The organism is Paenibacillus nitricinens, from assembly GCF_052056485.1.
GTDB classification, from domain to species: domain Bacteria; phylum Bacillota; class Bacilli; order Paenibacillales; family Paenibacillaceae; genus Paenibacillus_AQ; species Paenibacillus_AQ nitricinens.
In genome coordinates, this window is the sequence record NZ_CP183948.1 from 4,780,357 (window position 1) to 4,800,103 (window position 19,747).

Genomic DNA, 19,747 nt, shown 5'->3' on the forward strand with positions numbered 1-19,747 from the left:
GTACCTATAAGATAACCTTGCCCCCAGGCTTTTATTACTGTCAATCATTGTTCCGCTTAGCTTGTTGCAGCCTTACTTGCCTCGGCCAAATTAAGCATTTCCTGCGAGTGGTGCAATGTTTTTTCGGTAATTTCCACTCCACCCAGCATTCGGGCCAGCTCCATTACACGTCCATCATTCGTGAGTGATTCCACTTCTGTCATGGTTCTTCCGTCCTCAACCTTTTTGCGGATTAAATACTGATGATCAGCCATACAAGCCACCTGAGGTAAGTGCGTAATGGAGAACACCTGACATGTGGAGCTCAGCTTATACAGTTTATCTGCAATGGATTGAGCAGCCCGACCACTCACACCGGTATCCACCTCATCAAAAATTAGAACTGGAATCGCATCATGACGCGCAAAAATACTCTTCATTGCCAGCATAATACGCGACAACTCACCACCTGAGGCAATTTTGCCAAGGGGTCTTAACGGCTCGCCAGGGTTAGGGGAAATCATAAATTCCGCACTGTCGATCCCTTGTCTTGTAAGACGAATACGCCGACCCTTATACTCAACTCCACGCGGGTCCTCCAGCGTGTCTAATTTAACCTGTAGCGAGGTTCTTTCCATCTGAAGATCTTTAAGCTCACTCTCCACTTGCGTGGCTAAATCAGACGCACACAGCTTCCGTGCTTCACTTAATTCAGTAGCTGCTTCCATTAATACAGAAAGCAATGCATCGCGTTTGGTCGTCAGTTTCTCCAGGTATTCATCTTTATTCTCAAGCAGATCGGTTTCCCGATGGATTTGTTCATAATAAGCCAAAATCTGTTCTACACTATCTCCGTATTTACGGCGGAGTCCGGTAATTAAATCGAGACGATTCTCGATTTCTTCGAGCCGCTGTGGATTGAATTCGATCTCTTCTCGATAATCACGAAGCTGAAATGCAGCATCCTCCAGCTGATAATAAGAGGACTGCAACTGCTCGAGCACGGATTTAAGTCCCTTTTCATCATAACGAACCGCGTCCTCGAGTCTGGAAATGACATTACCGATGGATTCTAAGCCTTGTCTATCGTAGAGAAGCTCATATGCACCGGATACGGAATCCATCATTTTCTCACTGTGGGATAGTTTGACCCGTTCTTCGGCAAGTAATTCATCTTCTCCCGGTTTTAATGCTGCAGATGAAATTTCTTCTAACTGAAAACGGTACAAATCAAGCATTTGATAAGCCTTTTGGCTGGATTCCTGCAGCTCTCGGAGCTCTTTCTCCACTTTCGCAAAGGCGGAATACTTTTCCTGATATACCGCTTTTAGCGGCCCGATAATGGGTTCTCCGTATGTATCTAACAGTCCCAAATGTCGTTCTGCCTTCAATAAGTTTTGGTGTTCATGCTGTCCATGAATATTAACCAGCTGCTCGCCAATTTCACGTAGCATAGTAAGATTGACCATCTGTCCGTTTACACGTGATGTACTTTTACCCTGAGAGGTGAGCTCACGGCGTATTATAAGATGCTCCTCACGCTGAGCCTCAATGCCAAGACGCTCTAAAGTATCCCAGACGGGATGACCGCTTGGGAGGCTGAAGAGCGCTTCCATCTCTGCTTTTTCACAACCGTAACGAATAGAATCCGCGGAGCCGCGCCCTCCGGCAATCAGTCCAAGCGCATCAATAATAATGGATTTACCTGCCCCAGTCTCCCCTGTGAGCACATGGAAGCCAGGATAAAAATGCACATCTACCGCCTCAACGACGGCTAGATTGCGGATAGACAAGGTTTCTAACACTAATAGAGCACCTCCGAGAAGATGATAAGAATTTGATAGAATAAAAAATTAAGAAATGTAACCCATGATTTGTGAAATTACATTCTTGCTGTCCTCAGGCTGGCGGCAAATAATAAGAATGGTATCATCGCCAGAGATGGTCCCCATAATTTGTGGCCAGTCAATATTATCAATCAAAGCAGCGACTGAGTTAGCCGTACCCGGTAAGCATTTCATCACCACAAGATTAGCCGATGAATCGATCTGCACAAAGTTATCCACCAAAACGCGCTTTAGCTTCTGTATTGGATTGTACCGTTGATCCGTTGGAAGCGAATATTTGTATCTTCCATCATCCATAGGCACCTTAATGAGCAATAGCTCTTTAATATCTCGAGATACTGTAGCTTGAGTAACCTGAAAACCGGATTCACGCAAGGCTTCCACCAGCTCGTCCTGTGTCTCGATATCCTTTTGCGTAATAATCTCGCGTATCTTAATATGTCGTTGTCCCTTCATTGTTGCCTCCTAAAAGTTTTGTAAGCGACACTTCCAGATTAGCAGCGACAAAACTACATCGGAAGCATGGACTTAGTTTTGTAAGCGATGCTCCCCGAATTGCTTCGGCAAAACTACTTCGGAAGCATACACCTAGTTAAATATGGACTCAGTTTGATTCTCCGTCATCCCTGCCGAGCCTAATCACTTGAATAGATCCCGCAGCAACATTAACATACAAAACTCCACTACATTCCGGATAAATCAGTAAGTAAGGAAGCAAGGTATCTCGTAAGCCGCTGCCTGTGAAATCCAAAGGTTTGCGTGGTCTAGAAAGGATAACCAAATATATTGATCCTTCCTCTTTAGTCGCCACATAATCTATAAATAACCGGCTATACATCTGCGCCCCGTTTACGTTGAAGGACAACGGGATTTTGAGCTTCCCTCCAACGACCTCGTACCCTTCATCCTCTAGTATGTCTATAGATGGGTGAGGAATAATCACTTTATTAAACGGGATCTGATCCTTCATGAAAGAACGCGGAGAACTTTGCAGCCATATATATATCCGATAAATTATAAAAATCGATAATGCTACTCCAATAAACGCCATGACGACCTTGTCAGAGCTACCCGCCACTATCAATCACCTCGGTGATTTATTCGCGTGAAGCCATGCCAATTCCTTCTTCTAAGCTGTCTTTTTAGAAGCTTTCCGAATAATTGTTATTTTCCATATGGAAAAAGAAACTCACCGGCGCGATGAGTTTCCATGAGTCGAATTTACATTAAAAGTACCCGTAGCCTGCTTAATCACTTCATCCGCTAGGAATGGGAAATCCTCCACTGGAAGGACTGTTGATACAGCCTCTGAAGGCTCTAATATACCTTCTTCAGCTTCCGCCAATTCAGGCGTTAGTCTCCAGTGAGCAAGAAACTCAATATTGCCTTCCCCGCCTGTAATCGGTGAAAAAGTTAATCCCTTCAGCTGGTATCCTAGCTCTGCCGCCATGGTCAGTACATTAATTAATACCTCTTTATGAACAGCAGAATCACGAATTACACCTGATTTACCAACCTTCTCCCGTCCTGCCTCAAACTGTGGCTTGATCAGCGCAGCAATATCCGCCGGGCGATTAAGCAAAGCTTTGAGCGGTGGAAGAATTATTTTTAAGGAGATAAATGAAACATCAATACTCGCAAAATCCGGAATAGGACCCACCAAATCTGGAGGTGTCATATATCGGAAATTCGTTCGTTCCATCACACTAACACGTTCATCATTACGCAGTGACCAGTCCAGCTGATTATAGCCAACGTCAATCGCGTACACATGGCTTACCCCATTCTGAAGTGCACAATCCGTAAAGCCTCCAGTAGAAGCACCGATGTCCAGCATGGTCCGTCCCGTAAGATCAATATTAAATTGGCGTAGAGCCTTCTCCAGCTTTAGTCCCCCACGACTGACATAGGGATGCACAGAGCCTTTAACCTTAAGGGTAGCCTCCCGTGACACCTTCATACCAGCCTTTTCAATGCGTTCTTCATCCGCGAGCACCAGTCCTGCCATAATAGCTGCTTTAGCCTTCTCACGGCTTTCATAAAAACCTTGCTCAACAAGTAGTACATCTATCCGTTCTTTACGGTGTTCCATGGTCATCTCCCGATCGTTCAAAGGGTTGCTAATTTCCGGCTTCCATTTAGGAAGACGAAGTTGTTTTGTAGTTATATGCACTCAAAGCCATCATGGACTTGATACGTGCACATAGCGCTTCTACCGTAAGACCTGTTTCCTGGCGCTGTTCTTTAATAGAGCCGTGCTCCACAAAGATGTCAGGTACACCCATCAGATGTACACGAGCGTCATAAATTTCATTCTCTGCGTAGAATTCTAATACCGAGCTGCCGAGACTTCCCGCTTGGCAAGCCTCTTCAATAACAACCATGTTGGTTCCAGCGTGAGCCAAATCAAGCAGCATGGAGTTGTCCAGTGGCTTCAGGAACCGCGCATTCACGACGCCTACCTGAATCCCTTCCCGCTTCAGTAAATCAGCGGCTTCTTCAGCCACTTGAACCATAGGTCCGCAGGCTACAACAGCATAACCTTCGCCTGTACGTAGTCGTTCCCATGATCCGATTGGAATAGTACGCAGCTCAGGATCCATTGCTACACCTGTACCGTTAATACGCGGATAGCGATAAGCAATCGGACCATCATTATATTCAAGCGCCGTCTTCATCATATGACGCAGCTCATTTTCGTCTTTTGGCATCATCATCACCATATTCGGAATATGGCGCATAAAAGCAACATCGTACACACCCTGATGAGTCTCACCATCCGCACCTACAAACCCCGCGCGGTCAATGGCGAACATAACATTCGCGTTATGTCGGCAAATATCATGGACGATCTGATCATAGGCACGCTGCATGAAGGTAGAATACACCGCATATACCGGCTTCATCCCTTCCATAGCCAAAGCCGCACAAAGCGTAGCCGCATGTTGCTCGGCAATCCCGACATCAATCATACGATCGGGAAATTCCTTAGCAAAAGGAAATAAACCCGAGCCTCCTGGCATCGCAGGTGTAACAGCAATCAGACGGGAATCTTCCCGGCCCAGTTCGATCAGTGTCTCGCCAAATACTTCCGTGTACATTGGAGGACCCACAGCTTTAAGCGCCTGACCCGACTCAATTTTGTAGGGCGAAATGGCATGTGATTTATAGAAATCGGTCTCAGCCGGTTTGTAGCCCTTACCTTTCGTTGTTAGTACATGTACCAACACAGGTCCAGCCACGTTATCTGCTTGGTGGAAGGTATCAATCATCTTCTCCAAATCATGTCCATCAACCGGACCGAGATACGTAAAGCCGAGCTCTTCAAACAATACGCCTGGTACCATCATATATTTGAGACTATTCTTTAACTGTTCAGCAGTCTTCGCTAATCGTCCTCCGATGGCCGGAATCTTCTTAAGCAGCCCTTCTACCTCGTCTTTGGCACGCAAATAGTGGCGATCCGAACGTATTTTGCTTAGATAATTGTGCATGGCCCCTACATTAGGAGCAATCGACATTTCATTATCGTTCAAAATAACCATCAGCTTACGCTTCTCATGGCCAATATGGTTAAGTGCTTCAAACGCCATTCCACCAGTAAGAGCGCCGTCACCAATCACGGCAATCACCTTATTGTCTTCACCCTTGAGATCGCGGGCCATCGCCATTCCCATTGCTGCCGATAATGAGGTACTGCTATGTCCAGCTTCCCACACATCATGCTCACTTTCGGAGCGCTTAACGAAGCCGCACAAGCCCTGATATTTGCGCAGGGTATCGAAGCGGTCTTGACGACCGGTCAGGATTTTGTGGACATATGCCTGGTGCCCAACGTCGTAAATCATTTTGTCCCGAGGGCTGTTATAACAATAATGCAAAGCCAAGGTAAGCTCCACGACTCCTAGATTGGATCCGAGGTGCCCCCCAGTTGCTGTTAGCTTCTCAATCAGAAATCGACGAATTTCCTCCGCTAGGGTAGTCAATTCATCGACTGACAATGATTTTAGTTGCTCAGGATCATTTATTTGTGGAAGCAGCACGTATAGTTCCCCGCTTTCCTAGATGTTGTAAATTATATAAAACCCATTATAACACAAACGAAACGGCTGTCGAAATACAGCCGTTTCGAAAGTTCATAATTAGTGATCACGTGCCATTAAGTAATCTGCAATTTCCAGCAGGCGCTGGCTATCATGAAAGCCACCGTTCAGAACAGCATTATGGGCTGTTTCAGTAAGCTGCTTCACTTCTTCTCGCGATGCTTCGAGGCCAATAAAATAAGGATAGGTTACTTTATGCTGCTTAACATCACTGCCTGTTTTTTTGCCAAGTTTACCTTCGTCTCCAATTAAATCTAGAATGTCATCCTGGATTTGAAAAGCGAGTCCAATGGCTGTTCCAAATTTATGCAAAGCCTCAAGCTGCTGCTCGTTAGCACCTGCAATACGACCGCCAGCTAGCAGCGAAAAGATAATCAAATCCCCTGTCTTATGCAGATGAATGTACTTCAGCTGTGCAAGATCGGTTAGACCCTGCTCGCCTTCCATATCTGCAATCTGACCGCCAACCATACCACGAGGACCTGCCATTTCCGCCAAATCCTCTACGATGGATAGTACACTTTCTGCAGGGACACCAAATTTACGCGAGGCTTGTACCACACTGTAGAAAGCATGGGTCAGAAGGGCATCACCCGCAAGAATAGCGGTCGCTTCGCCAAAGACTTTATGATTCGTCAGCTTTCCGCGCCGATAATCATCATTATCCATGGCAGGCAAATCATCATGAATTAACGAGTAGGTATGTACCATCTCTATAGCAGCAGCGACAGGCAGGGCAGCCTCTCGACTTCCTCCCAGTGCTTCACATGCGATAATCACCAGCAGTGGCCGGAGGCGTTTGCCCCCAGCCATAAGTGAATACTTCATGGCTTGCTGCAAATTCTCTGGAACCATCCATTGCGCGGGGAGAATAACCTCTAGTTCATGTGAGACTAGATCGCTTAAGGACGCAATGTATTCCTCCAGTGGCTGACGCAGTGTTTCTCCTTCAGAGCTTCTCTCAAGCTCATGCTCAAAGCGAGTCATCGGCGTCCCCTTCCAGACGTGCACCAAACGGCTTCTTACGCAGTTCTCCGTCCTCTAGGGTAATCATTTCGATCTTACGCTCTACCTGCTCAAGCTTACTGCCGCAAAGCTGAGATAACTTCATACCTTGCTGAAATAAATCGATGGCCTTCTCCAGGGGAACGTCGCCGTGTTCAAGCTCACGTACGATTTCCTCCAGCCGGTCCATGGCGCCTTCAAAATCAAGTTCCGCTTCCTTCGTCATCGTCTTTGCCACCCTCCTTCATTCCCCATACCTGGCAGTTCAGCTGTCCGTCATTCATCTTTATCACTACAAGATCGCCAAGCTGTACTTCGGTCAGCGATTTGATTAAATGTTCTTCTGCTTCGTCATAGACTAAGCTGTAGCCTCTCGACATAACTTTAAGAGGGCTCAGTGCATCCAGATGACGAATCTCCGCTACATAGCGAGCTCGCTTCTCCTGCAGGCGGGCCTGCATAGCGCCCATCAGCTCACGGCGCATGCTTTCAGTGCGCTGACGCGCAGCGGCAACACTGCCGTGCGGATGGAACCGCTGCAGACTATGATGCAGCACAGCTTTGCGCTCGCGGGAACGGCTGAGCCGTGCATCCGCTGAGCGCTGGAGCCGCTCACGCAGCTGATCCAGCCGCTGCGTGTGCTGCATCAGCGAGCGGCGCGGGCCTGCCAGCGCCAGCGAGCGTTCCAGCCCCGTGTGACGCTCGCGTCCGCGCTGGGCGCGTCTTTGCAGCGCTTGGCGCAGCCGCTGCTGCTGCCCGCGAAGCTGCGCAGCTAGCTCGCCGGCATGTGGCACGGCCAGCTCCGCGGCCGCTGTGGGCGTAGCCGCGCGGAGGTCGGCGGCGAAATCGGCAATCGTGAAATCGGTCTCGTGGCCAACGGCCGAGATGACCGGAATCCCTGATGCCGATATCGCTCGCGCGACTTCCTCCTCGTTAAACGCCCACAGCTCCTCGAGCGAACCGCCGCCGCGGCCGACGATAAGCACGTCGGCCTCACCCATGCGGTTCAGCGCTCCAATCGCCTTCACAATCGAAGGTGCGGCGCCTTTGCCTTGCACCAGTACGGGATAGATTACAATAGCCACCTGCGGAAACCGCCGCTGGAGTGTAATCACGATATCCCGTACTGCTGCCCCCGTTGGCGAAGTAATCACGCCAATGCACTTTGGAAAGCGAGGCAAAGGGCGTTTACGCGCTTCTGCAAACAGCCCCTCTTGCTCAAGCTTGCTCTTCAGCTGCTCATAGGCTAAATATAGACTACCAATTCCATCTGGCTGCATGTGTGTGGCATAGAACTGATACTGCCCGTCCCGTTCATATACGGTCACATTACCTCTAGCAATTACCCGAGCACCTTCCTTCGGAATAAAGGGCAGGCGCTGGTTATGAGAAGCAAACATAATCGCTTTGATCCGACTGCTCTCATCCTTTAGCGTGAAATACATATGACCGCTACCATGATGCGTAAAGTTGGAAATCTCTCCGCGAATCCATACATCCGAAAGTAAATTATCCGAGTCTAGCTTCATGCGGATGTAACGGTTGAGTTCTTTTATCGAATAGACCTGCCGCTCTGCCGCCATGAATTCCTACCCCTATTCCAAGCCGTGACGGCGTTTAGCCGCAATCAGCGTGTTGCTCATCAGCATTGTAATCGTCATCGGTCCAACCCCACCCGGAACAGGTGTGATGTATCCGGCAACTTCTTTTGCACTATCATAATCAACGTCACCTGCAAGCTTACCGTTATCCAAACGGTTCATACCCACATCAATGACAACAGCACCCGGTTTCACGTACGAAGCGTCAATGAAATTCGCGCGTCCGATCGCAACAACTAGAATATCCGCTTGACGGCTAATTTCTTGCATATTAGCTGTACGGGAATGGCACATCGTCACAGTAGCATTCTCACGTTGCAATAACAAAGATACAGGCTTGCCTACAATATTACTGCGGCCAATGACCACAGCATGTTTACCAGCCATTCCTGTTCCTGTACGTTTAATTAGTTCAATTACACCTGCCGGTGTACAAGGAAGCAGACTGTCAGCACCAATCACTAGGTTACCTACATTTACAGGGTGGAAGCCGTCAACGTCTTTCTCCACGGAGATCGCATCAATAACAGCTTTTTCCTCAATATGCTTAGGCAATGGAAGTTGAACTAGAATCCCATCAATATCATCGCGTTCATTAAGCTGCGCTACGAGAGCCAGCAATTCTTCTTGCGTAGTAGACTCATCCAGTTTATGCACTTCCGAATGGAAACCAAGGCTAATACAAGATTTTTCCTTGTTGCGAACATACACTTGTGATCCTGGATCTTCACCTACTAGAATTACTGCCAGACCGGGCTTCACGCCACGTTTCGCCAGTTCAGCAACCTCCTGGGCAATACCAATACGAATTTCCTCAGATACTTGTTTACCACTGATGATTGCTGCTGTCATGATAGTCTCTCCCCTTTTATATACTTTACTATTGTACAAGCATAAACGCCTTTGGCGTCCTTATGAGAACGGTAAGCGTTTATGCGAGAAATATAAAACATAAAGAATAGGTGAATAACTTATACTTGCTTATATTTATAAAAATTAAGAATGGTCAGCTTTAATTGTATCTATCTCCTGAATCATCTTACCAAGCACACCGTTTACAAACTTACCGGAATCATCCGTTCCAAAATGCTTGGCCAAATCTATAGCCTCATTCACAGCAACCTTAGCCGGAACATCATTCGCGAACACCATTTCATACGCCGCAAGACGTAAAATTTGACGATCCACACGTGACAGACGGCTCATTTGCCAGCCTTTCAAGTAATGCTCAAGCATATCGTCAATTGCAACCTTGTGCTCCCACACACCGTTTACATGCTCCACCACATAATGCTTAAGCTGAATTTCGTCCGTAATTACACGTTCGGTTTCATTCTCCTCTGAAGCTTCCTCCAGCAGCATCTCTACGGCTTCTGCGCTCTCTACATCGTTCATTTCCATCTGATACAGGCTTTGGACAATAATCTCTCTCGCTATACGTCTTTTCATGTGTTCCTCCTAAAATCTTATATCGCATTAACATCTTTACTCAAACTTCTATAACGTCGGGCAACCATACATATAACTTCACACCTCAAGCGTAATAATAATTCAGACTTTAATCACATCGCCTATAATTATTTTAAGCCCAAATCCTTCGAATTCTATCCCTAATCCTTAGAGGATTATTGTCCGATGTCCGTTTAAGATACCTTTTCCAATTAAAAAAACCGCAAAGTCTTTCTTCCAGGGGCATTGGACAACACAAACTTACGGCTTCCTGCTCCGGGAAAAAGACTATCGCGGTTCACTTGAAGGGACGCCAGCGTCCGGATAGACGCGTAATCAGCTCCTGCCACTGAAACAGGGGAGCCTCTGCGTTATCCTTTCTTTTGCCGAACGTATATCCGATGAACACTACCAGTGCAAAGAACAACATATCCCAAAAACCGCAAATTAAATATATCAACCCTAGACCAATGCCGAAAGTCACTCCGGCGATTCTACCCCCGTGACTTTCCCATACTTCTTTCCAAGACATAAGGGAAATTCACCTCTATTCCACTCGACTTTTGAAGCTTGGAGACTGCGTAAGGTTAGCAATATATACAGACACATCCGCAACCGGAATACCGGTTGTCTCCTGCACAAAATCATGCACCTGACGTTGCACTTCTGTGGTTAGCAGCGGCAATGAATGTTCACCATCCACTACTGCGCGGATTGTAATTTCAAGGCCCGCCTGAGAAACGCGAATACGCGATTTGAGATCTCTGATTCCCTTCACTTTACCGGCAGCCTTCAAACTCAGATTCTCAATGGTCTCCACTGAAATCTGGATATCCCCATACTCCGTACGCTGATCAACAGAAGGTAAAGAAGCGCGATCACGACGCAAAGAGATGTAGAAAAATCGGATGCTCAGAAGGAACAAGACAACTGCTACTACAATTGCAGTAATATAAGCTGCTGGTCCATTCTCAATCTCCAAAGTTTTAGGAATAGCACCGCTCAAGAGGAGGATGGCAATAACAGATAATATTCCGATACTTAAGCTGTAGACAAACAGCAAAAGTCTGTCCAAAATTTTTGCCACGAGTCTCATAACCTCCTTAAATTAGAGTAAACCCTCGACTTTGCTGTCGGGGGTTTATGGAAGAACGACGACTGTTATTTCACGCGAAGAATCGTTTCAGCTTCCTCGTTCTTGTCGACAGTGTTGTTGTTCTTGAACTGTACATCATGAATATGCACATTCACTTCCACAACAGTCAGACCAGTCATAGTCTCGATGGAACGCTTAACATTACGCTGAATTTCAGCAGCCACTTCAGGAAGACGGTTACCATATTCAATGATTACAGAAACATCCACTGCAGCTTCGCGTTGTCCAACCTCTACTTTAACTCCTTTAGACAAGTTCTTACGTCCGAGAAGCTCAACAATACCACCGGCGAAACCACCGCTCATGCCAGCTACACCTTTAACCTCAACGGTCGCTAAACCTGCGATCACCTCGATCACTTCAGGAGCAATCTGGATCTCACCGATTTCTGTCCGTTCGTATTCTGTCGGCAATGTACTCATTTTAGACTTCACACCTTTCAACAAAGATTCTCATAAATTCAAGCGTAAAGCACGTCTCTTATTAAACATACTATATCATTTGACGAACTTTATGACAAACAAAGCGAAGTCGTCCTAAATTTCATACTCTTCCAGAAACTTGATGTCAAAATTACCATCCAGAAATACAGGATGCTCCAACAGTTTCTGGTGGAAAGGGATCGTAGTATGGATTCCCTCCACGGCAAATTCAGCCAAGGCGCGCTTCATCTTTGCAATCGCTTCCTGACGTGTGGGTGCCCATACAATCAGCTTTGCAATCATAGAATCATAGAAAGGGGAAATCGTATAACCAGGGTACGCCGCGCTGTCTACACGAACACCAAGACCTCCAGGCGGCAAATAAAAGCCGATTTTACCTGGTGAAGGCATAAAATTACGCTCTGGATCTTCCGCATTGATACGGCATTCAATCGACCAGCCATTAATCTCGATATCTTCCTGTGTAAAGGACAAAGGATTTCCTTCTGCAACCGAAATCATTTCCTTGATCAAATCCACACCCGTAACCATTTCCGTTACCGGATGCTCTACCTGAATACGAGTATTCATCTCCATGAAGTAGAACTGTCCATCCGGTCCAAGCAAGAATTCAAGCGTTCCTGCTCCCGAATAATTCACTGCGAGTGCTGCACGAACTGCTGCATTCCCCATCGCTTCACGGATATCCGGTGTAAGTACAGAACAAGGTGCCTCTTCAATCAGCTTTTGGCGACGACGCTGTACGGAGCAGTCGCGTTCACCTAAATGCACTACATTACCATGCTTATCTGCAATAATTTGAATTTCTACGTGCTTCATACCTGTAAGGTACTTTTCCAAATATACACCAGCGTTGCCGAACGCCTTCTGCGCTTCCTGTTGTGCAGCAGTAATCTGCTTCACCAATGATTCCTCGTCCTCAGCAATCCGGATGCCCTTACCCCCGCCACCTGCGGTAGCCTTAACGATAATCGGGTATCCGATATCACGGCCCAGCATGACGGCTTCCTCAACATCACCTACAAGGCCTTCTGAGCCCGGGATGATCGGAACTCCAGCCAGCTTCATGGTTTCCTTCGCCACAGCTTTATCACCCATACGGTTGATTGCATCTGGAGATGGCCCAATGAAGATAATATTGCAAGATTCACAAATCTCTGCAAAATCTGCATTCTCAGCTAAAAATCCATAACCAGGATGGATGGCATCACATTCTGTTAAGGTAGCTACACTCATAATATTTGTAAAGTTCAGATAGCTGTCCTTGGACGGCATCGGACCGATGCAGTAAGCTTCATCAGCCAACCGGACATGAAGTGAATCCCGGTCGGGTTCCGAATAGACCGCGACGGTGGAAATGCCCAGTTCTCGGCAGGCCCTAATAATGCGGACCGCGATTTCGCCGCGGTTGGCAATCAACACTTTTTGAATGTTCATGCGTTTCCTCCCAAAGTTTTGCGAAGCTTCCGCTCCATAAGTAATCTGCGGTATTTATTCCGGTTTAACCAAGAATAGGGGTTGACCGTATTCTACAAGCTGACCATTCTCTGCCAGTACGGACACGATTTCACCTTTAATCTCCGCTTCCAGCTCATTCATCAGCTTCATCGCTTCGATAATGCATACCGTTGTTTTCTCACCAACACGGTCTCCAACATTAACGAAGGACGCCATTTCCGGAGAAGCGGCACTATAAAATGTTCCCACCATTGGAGATACAATTTTATGTAGTTTGCCTTCTGCGGCGGCTTGTGGCTGCTGCGCTGGAGGAACCTCACTGATTACTGGATAGGACACTTGCTGCACGCTCTGCGGCTGCGGGGCAGGCGTAAAGGGATAGGCATTATAAGGAGTCGCCTGTACTGCTGTTCCATCAGCTTCAGGGCGATCCGGTTTGCGAATTGCAAGCTTCATTCCTTCGCTTTCGATCTCCAACTCATGTACAGAGGAGGTCTGGTCCAGCAATTTAATTAATTCCTTAATTTCGCTCAACTTGAACATACATTAGTTCACTCCTTCAGCTTTCTCTCGAAGCCACTTCTTAAGCGGACAAGATAACTTTATGTATTATATCATAAACGCTAGAAATGGAAAGAGCCCGGGAGAACCCGAGCTCTTTCGTCATATTCCCTATAATTTCACGTCTTATTATTTCTCGGAAACATACTGAACACTAACTTTATCCTGAGACACACTCAGTTCTTTCATTACGAGATCAACGATGCTAACCGCTTGTTTTACATCCAGCTTGTCACTCAGTACGACTACTTTATAGCTGTCCCCAGCTTCTTCCTTCACGATGGCTTCCCCATATTTTTGTTGAAGCTGTTCTTCAATGCCCGTAATTTTAGATTCTTTTTCTTCAAGGTTAAGGAGCTGTTCTTGAGCAACTGCGTTATCAGCAGGCGTCTTCTCCATGTCGTTAATCAAAGCGAGTAAGTCTTGTTGGCTCTTTAGATTCTTTTGTTCACGTTCATACAGGTAGTTAGTGAACATGCTGCTCGCCGATACACTTTGTGAAGCTACTTCATCCAGGATTTCTTTATCATTCTTAGCAGGGGTTTTGGATGTTGTAGTAGCCGCTGTATCCTTAGCTGCCGTATCATTAGTTACTGTATCCTTAGCTGCTGTGTCAGAAGTTTTACTGGAGTCTTTTGCAGCAGTGTCCGTCGAAGCTTTCTCAGAGTTACCGCTGTCTGCTGCTTTACTGCTATCATCCTTAACCGCTGTAGTTGCACTGTCATCAGTAGTTGCAGTGGTTGCACTATCGTCAGCGGCTTTAGTGCTGCTAGCGTTATCTACAACGCCTTCATCAGCAACTACATCTCCTTGACTAACCACTTCATTCACTACGATACCTTTGTCGCCAACCGTTGGTAACGCTGCGTTTGCTGTGTCTTTTTTCAGAGAATCCACCTGCATTGTCCCTGCCGTGTCTTTTGGAACCGATGCACCTGAATCTTCAGTAAATAAATAGTATGCCGAGAGTACAACCATCAAACTGAGCATAGAAACCAACCATATTGTTTGTCTTTTGCCGTTCATTTCTTATTCCTCCTAAAATTTAATCTAGTGGCTGCTTCGGAAGCACTCACTTCTTGACTTTCTCCTGCTACTCTTGTTTGCGTGGTACTACTGAAATCCGCTGAATCGGAACATACAAGCCTTTTTCGATAGCCTGCTCTATGAGTCCACGGACAACCTTGTTCTCTGCCCCTTTGGCAACTACCAGTACGCCACGAACCTGAGGCTTAATCCGCTTCGTCACAATAGGTGTCTCATCGCCCGATTGTGAGTAGGTTACGATTTCGCCATCCCTTGTATATTGCGTCGTGTGACGTTTACCACCACTGGCATCCGTCTCTTCACTAAGTTGCTGGGAGTCGTTCATATTGCGCACCACGACAATTTCTTCTGTTGACTCCACGGTAACCATAATATCGACGGTACCGACGCCAACGATTTTCTCCAAAATCTCCTTCATTCGGTTCTCCATCGCCAGTTCAATGCTTTCGAATGAATTGCTTGTTGTTGGATCACTCTGCACCAGCGCCGTTTGGGAGGACTGATTCTGCGGTGGCTCACGCCCCGTATTCTCGTTATCAATCTTCTTCACATTGACGAAGGAATTAAACAGCATAATCGCTGCGCCCAGCAGACCCAGAATGATTAGCCAGCGAAAAGTATGACTTCTCTTCGGACTGCCAGCCCCACCCCCAGCCCATTGCTCCAGCTTTTTCAGCCAATTGCCCACTCCTATCCCTCCTAACCTTGATCGTTTAGAAGCTACAGACTCATAACTTGACGTTATTCACAACGCCGCCATCCACTTGGATTACTTTGGGATCCAAATCCCATTTTTGTTCCAACAGCTTTACGATGGACTCCGTTTCACTTGAAGATGTGTTATTTTCTGTTACATTTCCGTTCACTGCTTTGGGCTCATCTGCAGAAGCTGATCCATTCTCTGGATTCGTTCCGATCTTTACTTCTACAGGCTCTACAGGAGCGATTGCAATTGGCGGAGCAGCGGCTGCGCCGGAAGTACCGGAAGCTCCTATGGAATTAGCTGTTGCTTGGGACATTGAGACCTTCACTGCGGAGATGACAGGAACATCTTCATTACCAGAGCCGCCGGATTTCCCCATGCCGAGCGTTACAGTGACATTAACCCCGCGTTTTCCGGTCTCGCTGATGATCTGCTCCCTCATTTGCTCAGCAACCTCTTCTGCGGCCAGCTTTAGGCTTTGATCCTGGCGCCCTTGTGCAAGCTTCTGACCATCTGCCAGAATCTTTTCCAAAGAGGGATCTCCACTTCCCCCTCCTGTGAACAAGCCTCCTTCTTTCTCCTGACGACCCATGGCTATACTCAGCTCGGCTATGGCGTCACCTTTAAGGAGAGAAACGATTGGGCTAAGCATGGTAAGTAAGATCAGGAGGCTCAGCACCAGCCTTGCATACCGCTCCATGGACTTACTCGGAAGGAGTAACTCAACGAACGATGCCAACAATACGACAAGAATGATCTCCCGCAGCCATCCTCCTAACCAGCTCATTTTTTCCTCCTAAAAGTTTTGTTAGCATAGCCTTCAGCGAATTCACTTCGTACAAAACTCACTCCGAAAGCACCCGCTAAGTTTTGTTAGCATAGCCTTCGCGAATTTACTTCGTACAAAACTCACTCCGAAAGCACCCGCTAAGTTTTGTCAGCAGATTCACCTCATCATGACGGTTAAATTGCCAGCGGTTAGCATGATCGTGACGGCCATAAAAAACATTAACGATACCGCTGCCAAAGCTGCGAATACGTACACCATGCTTTTTCCGATCGTCTGGAGGCAGACCACAATCGGCGTCTCTCCTAAGGGCTGCATTACAGCAGCAGCTACATTGTAGATCAGAGCAAGCACCAGGATTTTGATCGCTGGAAAAGCACAAAGGAACAAAATGATAATGACACCGGATAGCCCAATGGCGTTCTTCACCAGGAGTGAAGCTGAGATCACTGTGTCTGTTGCATCCGCGAACATTTTTCCGATGACCGGAACAAAGTTGCCTGTAATATATTTAGCGGCCCTGATCGTAACCCCATCTGTCACTGAACTCGTAATTCCCCTGACTGAAATCACACCGAGGAACACAGTGAGCAGTACTCCTAGTAATCCAGCTCCGATATTTCTTAGCAGATTCGCCAACTGGGTCAGCTTGTATTTCTCCGACAGTGCACTCACGAGATGTAGCACCGCTGAAAAGAATAATAGTGGAAAGACAATGGTATGGATCAGTGTGCCAACGGTATGAATCATAAAAACAATTAGTGGATGTGTGACCGAGACGGTAACAACGTTCCCCATGGAAGCCAGTAACGCGAACAGTAGCGGAATCATGGCCATCATAAAATCAATCATCCGGTCGATAGCATCCTTCGCATAACCTATAGCGATATTGAAGCTGTTCACGGCAATAACGAGCACTACCATATAGCAGAGCGTATAAGCCACCTTGCTGACCGTTTTTCGCTCAAAAGCGGTTTGTAGCGTCTCCAGTATCATGCTGAGCACACTGACCATGACAATCGTGACCAGCAGCCTTCCGTTGTACAACACCTCATGCCACATAAAACCAAGTAGCCCAGATAATACACCTTGCAAGCTGAGTCCCTTATCCCCTGGAAGCAGCATGTCCATAAGTGATGGTGTTGCCCCGTCTGGAAAAAAACCTCCGTAATCCTTCATCAGTTGATCCCAGTACGACTCCACCTTATCTGTTGGCAGATTGTTCACCTGACCCTTGACCCACTGGTCTACCGGGGAGGCATTAACGCCCGATCCTGACGCTGGAGAAGCTATGGCCACTTGAGCTGTACCTGCAAACCATAGAATGAAGAAGCATGGGAGCAGCAACAGTATTATTTTAAATTTTGGAGGACGAAAAACACTGCACTCTTGCATAACTTCTCCTCCCTAATCGTTGCTTAGCTTCCTTCAATTGCTTTAAGCAGGTAGCAGCTTCATGACCGTTTCAATAATGATGCTGATAATGGGTACAGCTAGTACCATAATGAGGACTTTTCCGGCGAGCTCTATTTTGGAAGCAATCGATTCCTGCCCAGCATCACGCACGATCTGTGCTCCAAATTCAGCGATATATGAAATTCCGATGATTTTGAACACGGTCTTTAAATAGATCATTTCCATCCCCGATGACTCTGCCACCCGCTCCAGTGTGGAAAGTATCATTCCAATCTTGCCGATTAGAAACAGGAAGATCAGAATCCCTGTGGCAGTAGCGAGGAGAAAGGCAAACATCGGTTTTTGTTCCTTCAGCACGAGAATCAATATGGTCGATATCAGCCCTATTCCAACAACTTGAATGATCTCCATAGCACGCCTATTGAAAAAGAAAGATCGTTTTTATTTCCTGCAGCAGTCCGTCCAGCATTCGAATAACCATAAATAGCACGACGACGAACCCGATTACGGTAACCCAATGTGCGAAATCTTCTTTTCCCATCTGTTTAAGCACCGTGTGTATCATGGCGATAATTATGCCAATGCCGGCAATTTGAAAAATCGCATTGACTTCAATATTCATTCCTGGCACCTCGCTAAAAGATCAAAATGACGATCAATGCTCCAAGCAGCAGACCCAGGCTTTTACTCAATTTTTCATATTTGCCTTGATCCTCTCTGGCCACCGACTCCTCCTGCTTCAATTGCTGCAATGCTAACGCGATATGAGTGCTCTGATTGGACCTATCGCTTGTACCGAGAGTACAACTGAGCTGGCGGAGAATCTCTTTTTCTGTCCCCTTCAATGCGGTAGACTTCCAATGCGACTCCATAGCCCTCTGAATGGCATCCTGGGCGCTTCGGTCATGGGGTGGGCTCATCTCCTCAGCTGTTTTAACAAACAACGTTTTGAGCGGTTCCTTCGACTGAATCCCTATACGCCGCATAGCTTCAGGCAATGGGGTAAAGCCATACATAATTTCTGTTTCCAGCCGCTGTAGCGCTGCTATTAAGCCTCTGATATGTCTTGGCCTGTCTGCATATTGTTTTGCAAATTGTAGCCCTGCCAGCGTACCAGCCAGCACAATCAGAACGGCACCAAATAGCTTAAGCATGTATATCACCACCTAATCGATCCCCGGGTGAGATAAGAAGTAATCCGCGTTTTTGTCCATCCAGAACACGAAAGGAGAGCCCTGCTTCTGAGCGATGCAGAATGACGTATCTTTCGAACATCTTTTGTTCCAGTAGCCCGCCAAGCCCGGGTCTACGAGCCAGTTCTATTACTTCTTTACCGTGAGCCGAAGCAACAACTGATATTCCAGCATGCAGCGCTTCAGTGACTGCTTCAGCGTCTTCAGGACGACCAATCTCATCAGCAATCAATACATCCGGTGACAAGGAACGAATCATCATCATCATGCCTTCAGCTTTGGGACAGCCGTCGAGGATATCTGTGCGCGGACCAACATCAAAGGCAGGAATCCCGCGTCTGCTTCCGGCAATCTCAGAACGTTCATCGACAATCCCCACCTTCAAACCGGGTCTTCCGCCTTCACGCTTCCCCAAATCTCCTAAGGAGATTTGTCTTGCAATATCGCGAAGAAGTGTTGTCTTCCCGTGCTGTGGAGGCGAAAGGATCAAGGTGTGCATCATTCGCTGCCTCCCCTTGTCCAGCAGATAAGGCAGCACTTTATCCGCGACTCCGGGAACCTCACGGGCTATGCGGACATTGAAGCTTGTAATGTCGCGTAGATGCTCCACACCACCACCACTCAGCACCGTCCGACCAGCAAGTCCTATTCGATGGCCGCCAGGAATCGTAATAAATCCCTTTCTCAGCTCTTCTTCCATCGTATATAGTGAATGGTTGCTGATCAGATCTAGCAGTCTATGAGTGTCCTCCCGATCCGGCCTATAGGCTTCTTCCGGCCTTTGCGTTACGCTGCCATTTGCTCTAAGAAAGTGATATTTACCTGAATAGTTAATCTCCAGCGGACGACCTTCACGGACCCGAATCTCTTCCACCATTCCAAGTAGCGGAAGGGGAAGGCACTTTAATAGTGCTCTTACTTTTTCAGGAAACAATTGCAGCCAATCATCTGCCATACAAAGTACCCCCAAGTTGTCCTCTATCTAATTGCTTTATTCCA

At 47.1% G+C, this 19,747-nt stretch carries 23 protein-coding genes; all 23 read right to left on the reverse strand.

Translation table 11 applies throughout. The features are described 5' to 3' along the window. Positions 1-56: 56 nt before the first annotated feature. A complete protein-coding gene (gene recN, locus ACN6KS_RS21350; RefSeq protein WP_094873642.1) occupies positions 57-1,784 on the reverse strand; it encodes a DNA repair protein RecN in 1,728 nt (575 codons plus the stop codon). Positions 1,785-1,832: 48 nt separating this feature from the next. Beyond that, positions 1,833-2,282: a transcriptional regulator AhrC/ArgR gene (ahrC, locus tag ACN6KS_RS21355; RefSeq protein WP_094873645.1), complete on the reverse strand. Its 450-nt coding sequence runs from the start codon at positions 2,280-2,282 to the stop codon at positions 1,833-1,835. Positions 2,283-2,430: 148 nt separating this feature from the next. Beyond that, positions 2,431-2,904, reverse strand: a complete 474-nt coding sequence (locus tag ACN6KS_RS21360; RefSeq protein ID WP_256989999.1) for a hypothetical protein — start codon at positions 2,902-2,904, stop codon at positions 2,431-2,433. Between the two features lie 111 nt (positions 2,905-3,015). Next, the gene (locus tag ACN6KS_RS21365; RefSeq protein ID WP_440960443.1) at positions 3,016-3,918 is read right to left on the reverse strand and encodes a TlyA family RNA methyltransferase; all 903 of its coding nucleotides are present in this window, start codon (positions 3,916-3,918) and stop codon (positions 3,016-3,018) included. 46 nt (positions 3,919-3,964) lie between these two features. Further along, entirely contained in the window at positions 3,965-5,869 is a 1,905-nt protein-coding gene (gene dxs, locus ACN6KS_RS21370; protein WP_094873649.1) for a 1-deoxy-D-xylulose-5-phosphate synthase, read from the reverse strand. Between the two features lie 99 nt (positions 5,870-5,968). After that, positions 5,969-6,916, reverse strand: coding sequence for a polyprenyl synthetase family protein (locus tag ACN6KS_RS21375; protein WP_341135389.1), 948 nt, complete (start codon positions 6,914-6,916; stop codon positions 5,969-5,971). Beyond that, positions 6,903-7,160 (reverse strand): exodeoxyribonuclease VII small subunit, encoded by a 258-nt coding sequence (gene xseB / locus ACN6KS_RS21380; protein ID WP_042129807.1) that lies wholly within the window; start codon positions 7,158-7,160, stop codon positions 6,903-6,905. The genes ACN6KS_RS21375 and xseB overlap by 14 nt, the downstream gene beginning before the upstream one ends. Further along, positions 7,138-8,517, reverse strand: a complete 1,380-nt coding sequence (gene xseA / locus ACN6KS_RS21385; protein WP_440960444.1) for an exodeoxyribonuclease VII large subunit — start codon at positions 8,515-8,517, stop codon at positions 7,138-7,140. The genes xseB and xseA overlap by 23 nt, the downstream gene beginning before the upstream one ends. A gap of 12 nt (positions 8,518-8,529) precedes the next feature. Next, positions 8,530-9,387: a bifunctional methylenetetrahydrofolate dehydrogenase/methenyltetrahydrofolate cyclohydrolase FolD gene (gene folD, locus ACN6KS_RS21390; protein ID WP_094873655.1), complete on the reverse strand. Its 858-nt coding sequence runs from the start codon at positions 9,385-9,387 to the stop codon at positions 8,530-8,532. Between the two features lie 144 nt (positions 9,388-9,531). Then, positions 9,532-9,984, reverse strand: a complete 453-nt coding sequence (gene nusB / locus ACN6KS_RS21395; RefSeq protein WP_042190451.1) for a transcription antitermination factor NusB — start codon at positions 9,982-9,984, stop codon at positions 9,532-9,534. A gap of 298 nt (positions 9,985-10,282) precedes the next feature. After that, entirely contained in the window at positions 10,283-10,516 is a 234-nt protein-coding gene (locus ACN6KS_RS21400) for a DUF2273 domain-containing protein (RefSeq protein ID WP_042190453.1), read from the reverse strand. A 15-nt stretch (positions 10,517-10,531) separates the two neighbouring features. Beyond that, positions 10,532-11,071: an alkaline shock response membrane anchor protein AmaP gene (gene amaP / locus ACN6KS_RS21405; RefSeq protein WP_042129814.1), complete on the reverse strand. Its 540-nt coding sequence runs from the start codon at positions 11,069-11,071 to the stop codon at positions 10,532-10,534. A gap of 74 nt (positions 11,072-11,145) precedes the next feature. Beyond that, positions 11,146-11,562 (reverse strand): Asp23/Gls24 family envelope stress response protein, encoded by a 417-nt coding sequence (locus ACN6KS_RS21410; protein WP_036682829.1) that lies wholly within the window; start codon positions 11,560-11,562, stop codon positions 11,146-11,148. A 114-nt stretch (positions 11,563-11,676) separates the two neighbouring features. Then, positions 11,677-13,020 carry an acetyl-CoA carboxylase biotin carboxylase subunit gene (gene accC, locus ACN6KS_RS21415; protein ID WP_094874075.1) on the reverse strand — a complete coding sequence of 448 codons (1,344 nt, stop codon included), beginning with the start codon at positions 13,018-13,020 and terminating at the stop codon, positions 11,677-11,679. Between the two features lie 54 nt (positions 13,021-13,074). Further along, the gene (gene accB, locus ACN6KS_RS21420) at positions 13,075-13,584 is read right to left on the reverse strand and encodes an acetyl-CoA carboxylase biotin carboxyl carrier protein (RefSeq protein ID WP_440960445.1); all 510 of its coding nucleotides are present in this window, start codon (positions 13,582-13,584) and stop codon (positions 13,075-13,077) included. 147 nt (positions 13,585-13,731) lie between these two features. Then, a complete protein-coding gene (locus ACN6KS_RS21425; protein ID WP_440960446.1) occupies positions 13,732-14,628 on the reverse strand; it encodes a SpoIIIAH-like family protein in 897 nt (298 codons plus the stop codon). A gap of 67 nt (positions 14,629-14,695) precedes the next feature. Beyond that, positions 14,696-15,337, reverse strand: a complete 642-nt coding sequence (gene spoIIIAG, locus ACN6KS_RS21430; protein WP_094874072.1) for a stage III sporulation protein AG — start codon at positions 15,335-15,337, stop codon at positions 14,696-14,698. Between the two features lie 40 nt (positions 15,338-15,377). After that, positions 15,378-16,139, reverse strand: coding sequence for a stage III sporulation protein AF (spoIIIAF, locus tag ACN6KS_RS21435; RefSeq protein WP_094874071.1), 762 nt, complete (start codon positions 16,137-16,139; stop codon positions 15,378-15,380). A gap of 159 nt (positions 16,140-16,298) precedes the next feature. Next, positions 16,299-17,534, reverse strand: coding sequence for a stage III sporulation protein AE (gene spoIIIAE, locus ACN6KS_RS21440; protein ID WP_440960447.1), 1,236 nt, complete (start codon positions 17,532-17,534; stop codon positions 16,299-16,301). A gap of 42 nt (positions 17,535-17,576) precedes the next feature. Next, complete coding sequence (gene spoIIIAD / locus ACN6KS_RS21445; protein ID WP_042129828.1) at positions 17,577-17,966, reverse strand: stage III sporulation protein AD; 390 nt, start codon at positions 17,964-17,966, stop codon at positions 17,577-17,579. Positions 17,967-17,973: 7 nt separating this feature from the next. Further along, positions 17,974-18,177, reverse strand: coding sequence for a stage III sporulation protein AC (spoIIIAC, locus tag ACN6KS_RS21450; protein ID WP_036682849.1), 204 nt, complete (start codon positions 18,175-18,177; stop codon positions 17,974-17,976). Positions 18,178-18,190: 13 nt separating this feature from the next. Then, on the reverse strand, positions 18,191-18,709 hold the full coding sequence (gene spoIIIAB / locus ACN6KS_RS21455) for a stage III sporulation protein SpoIIIAB (protein ID WP_094874069.1): 519 nt from the start codon (positions 18,707-18,709) through the stop codon (positions 18,191-18,193). Beyond that, positions 18,702-19,703 carry a stage III sporulation protein AA gene (spoIIIAA, locus tag ACN6KS_RS21460; RefSeq protein WP_094874068.1) on the reverse strand — a complete coding sequence of 334 codons (1,002 nt, stop codon included), beginning with the start codon at positions 19,701-19,703 and terminating at the stop codon, positions 18,702-18,704. The genes spoIIIAB and spoIIIAA overlap by 8 nt, the downstream gene beginning before the upstream one ends. Positions 19,704-19,747: the final 44 nt, after the last annotated feature.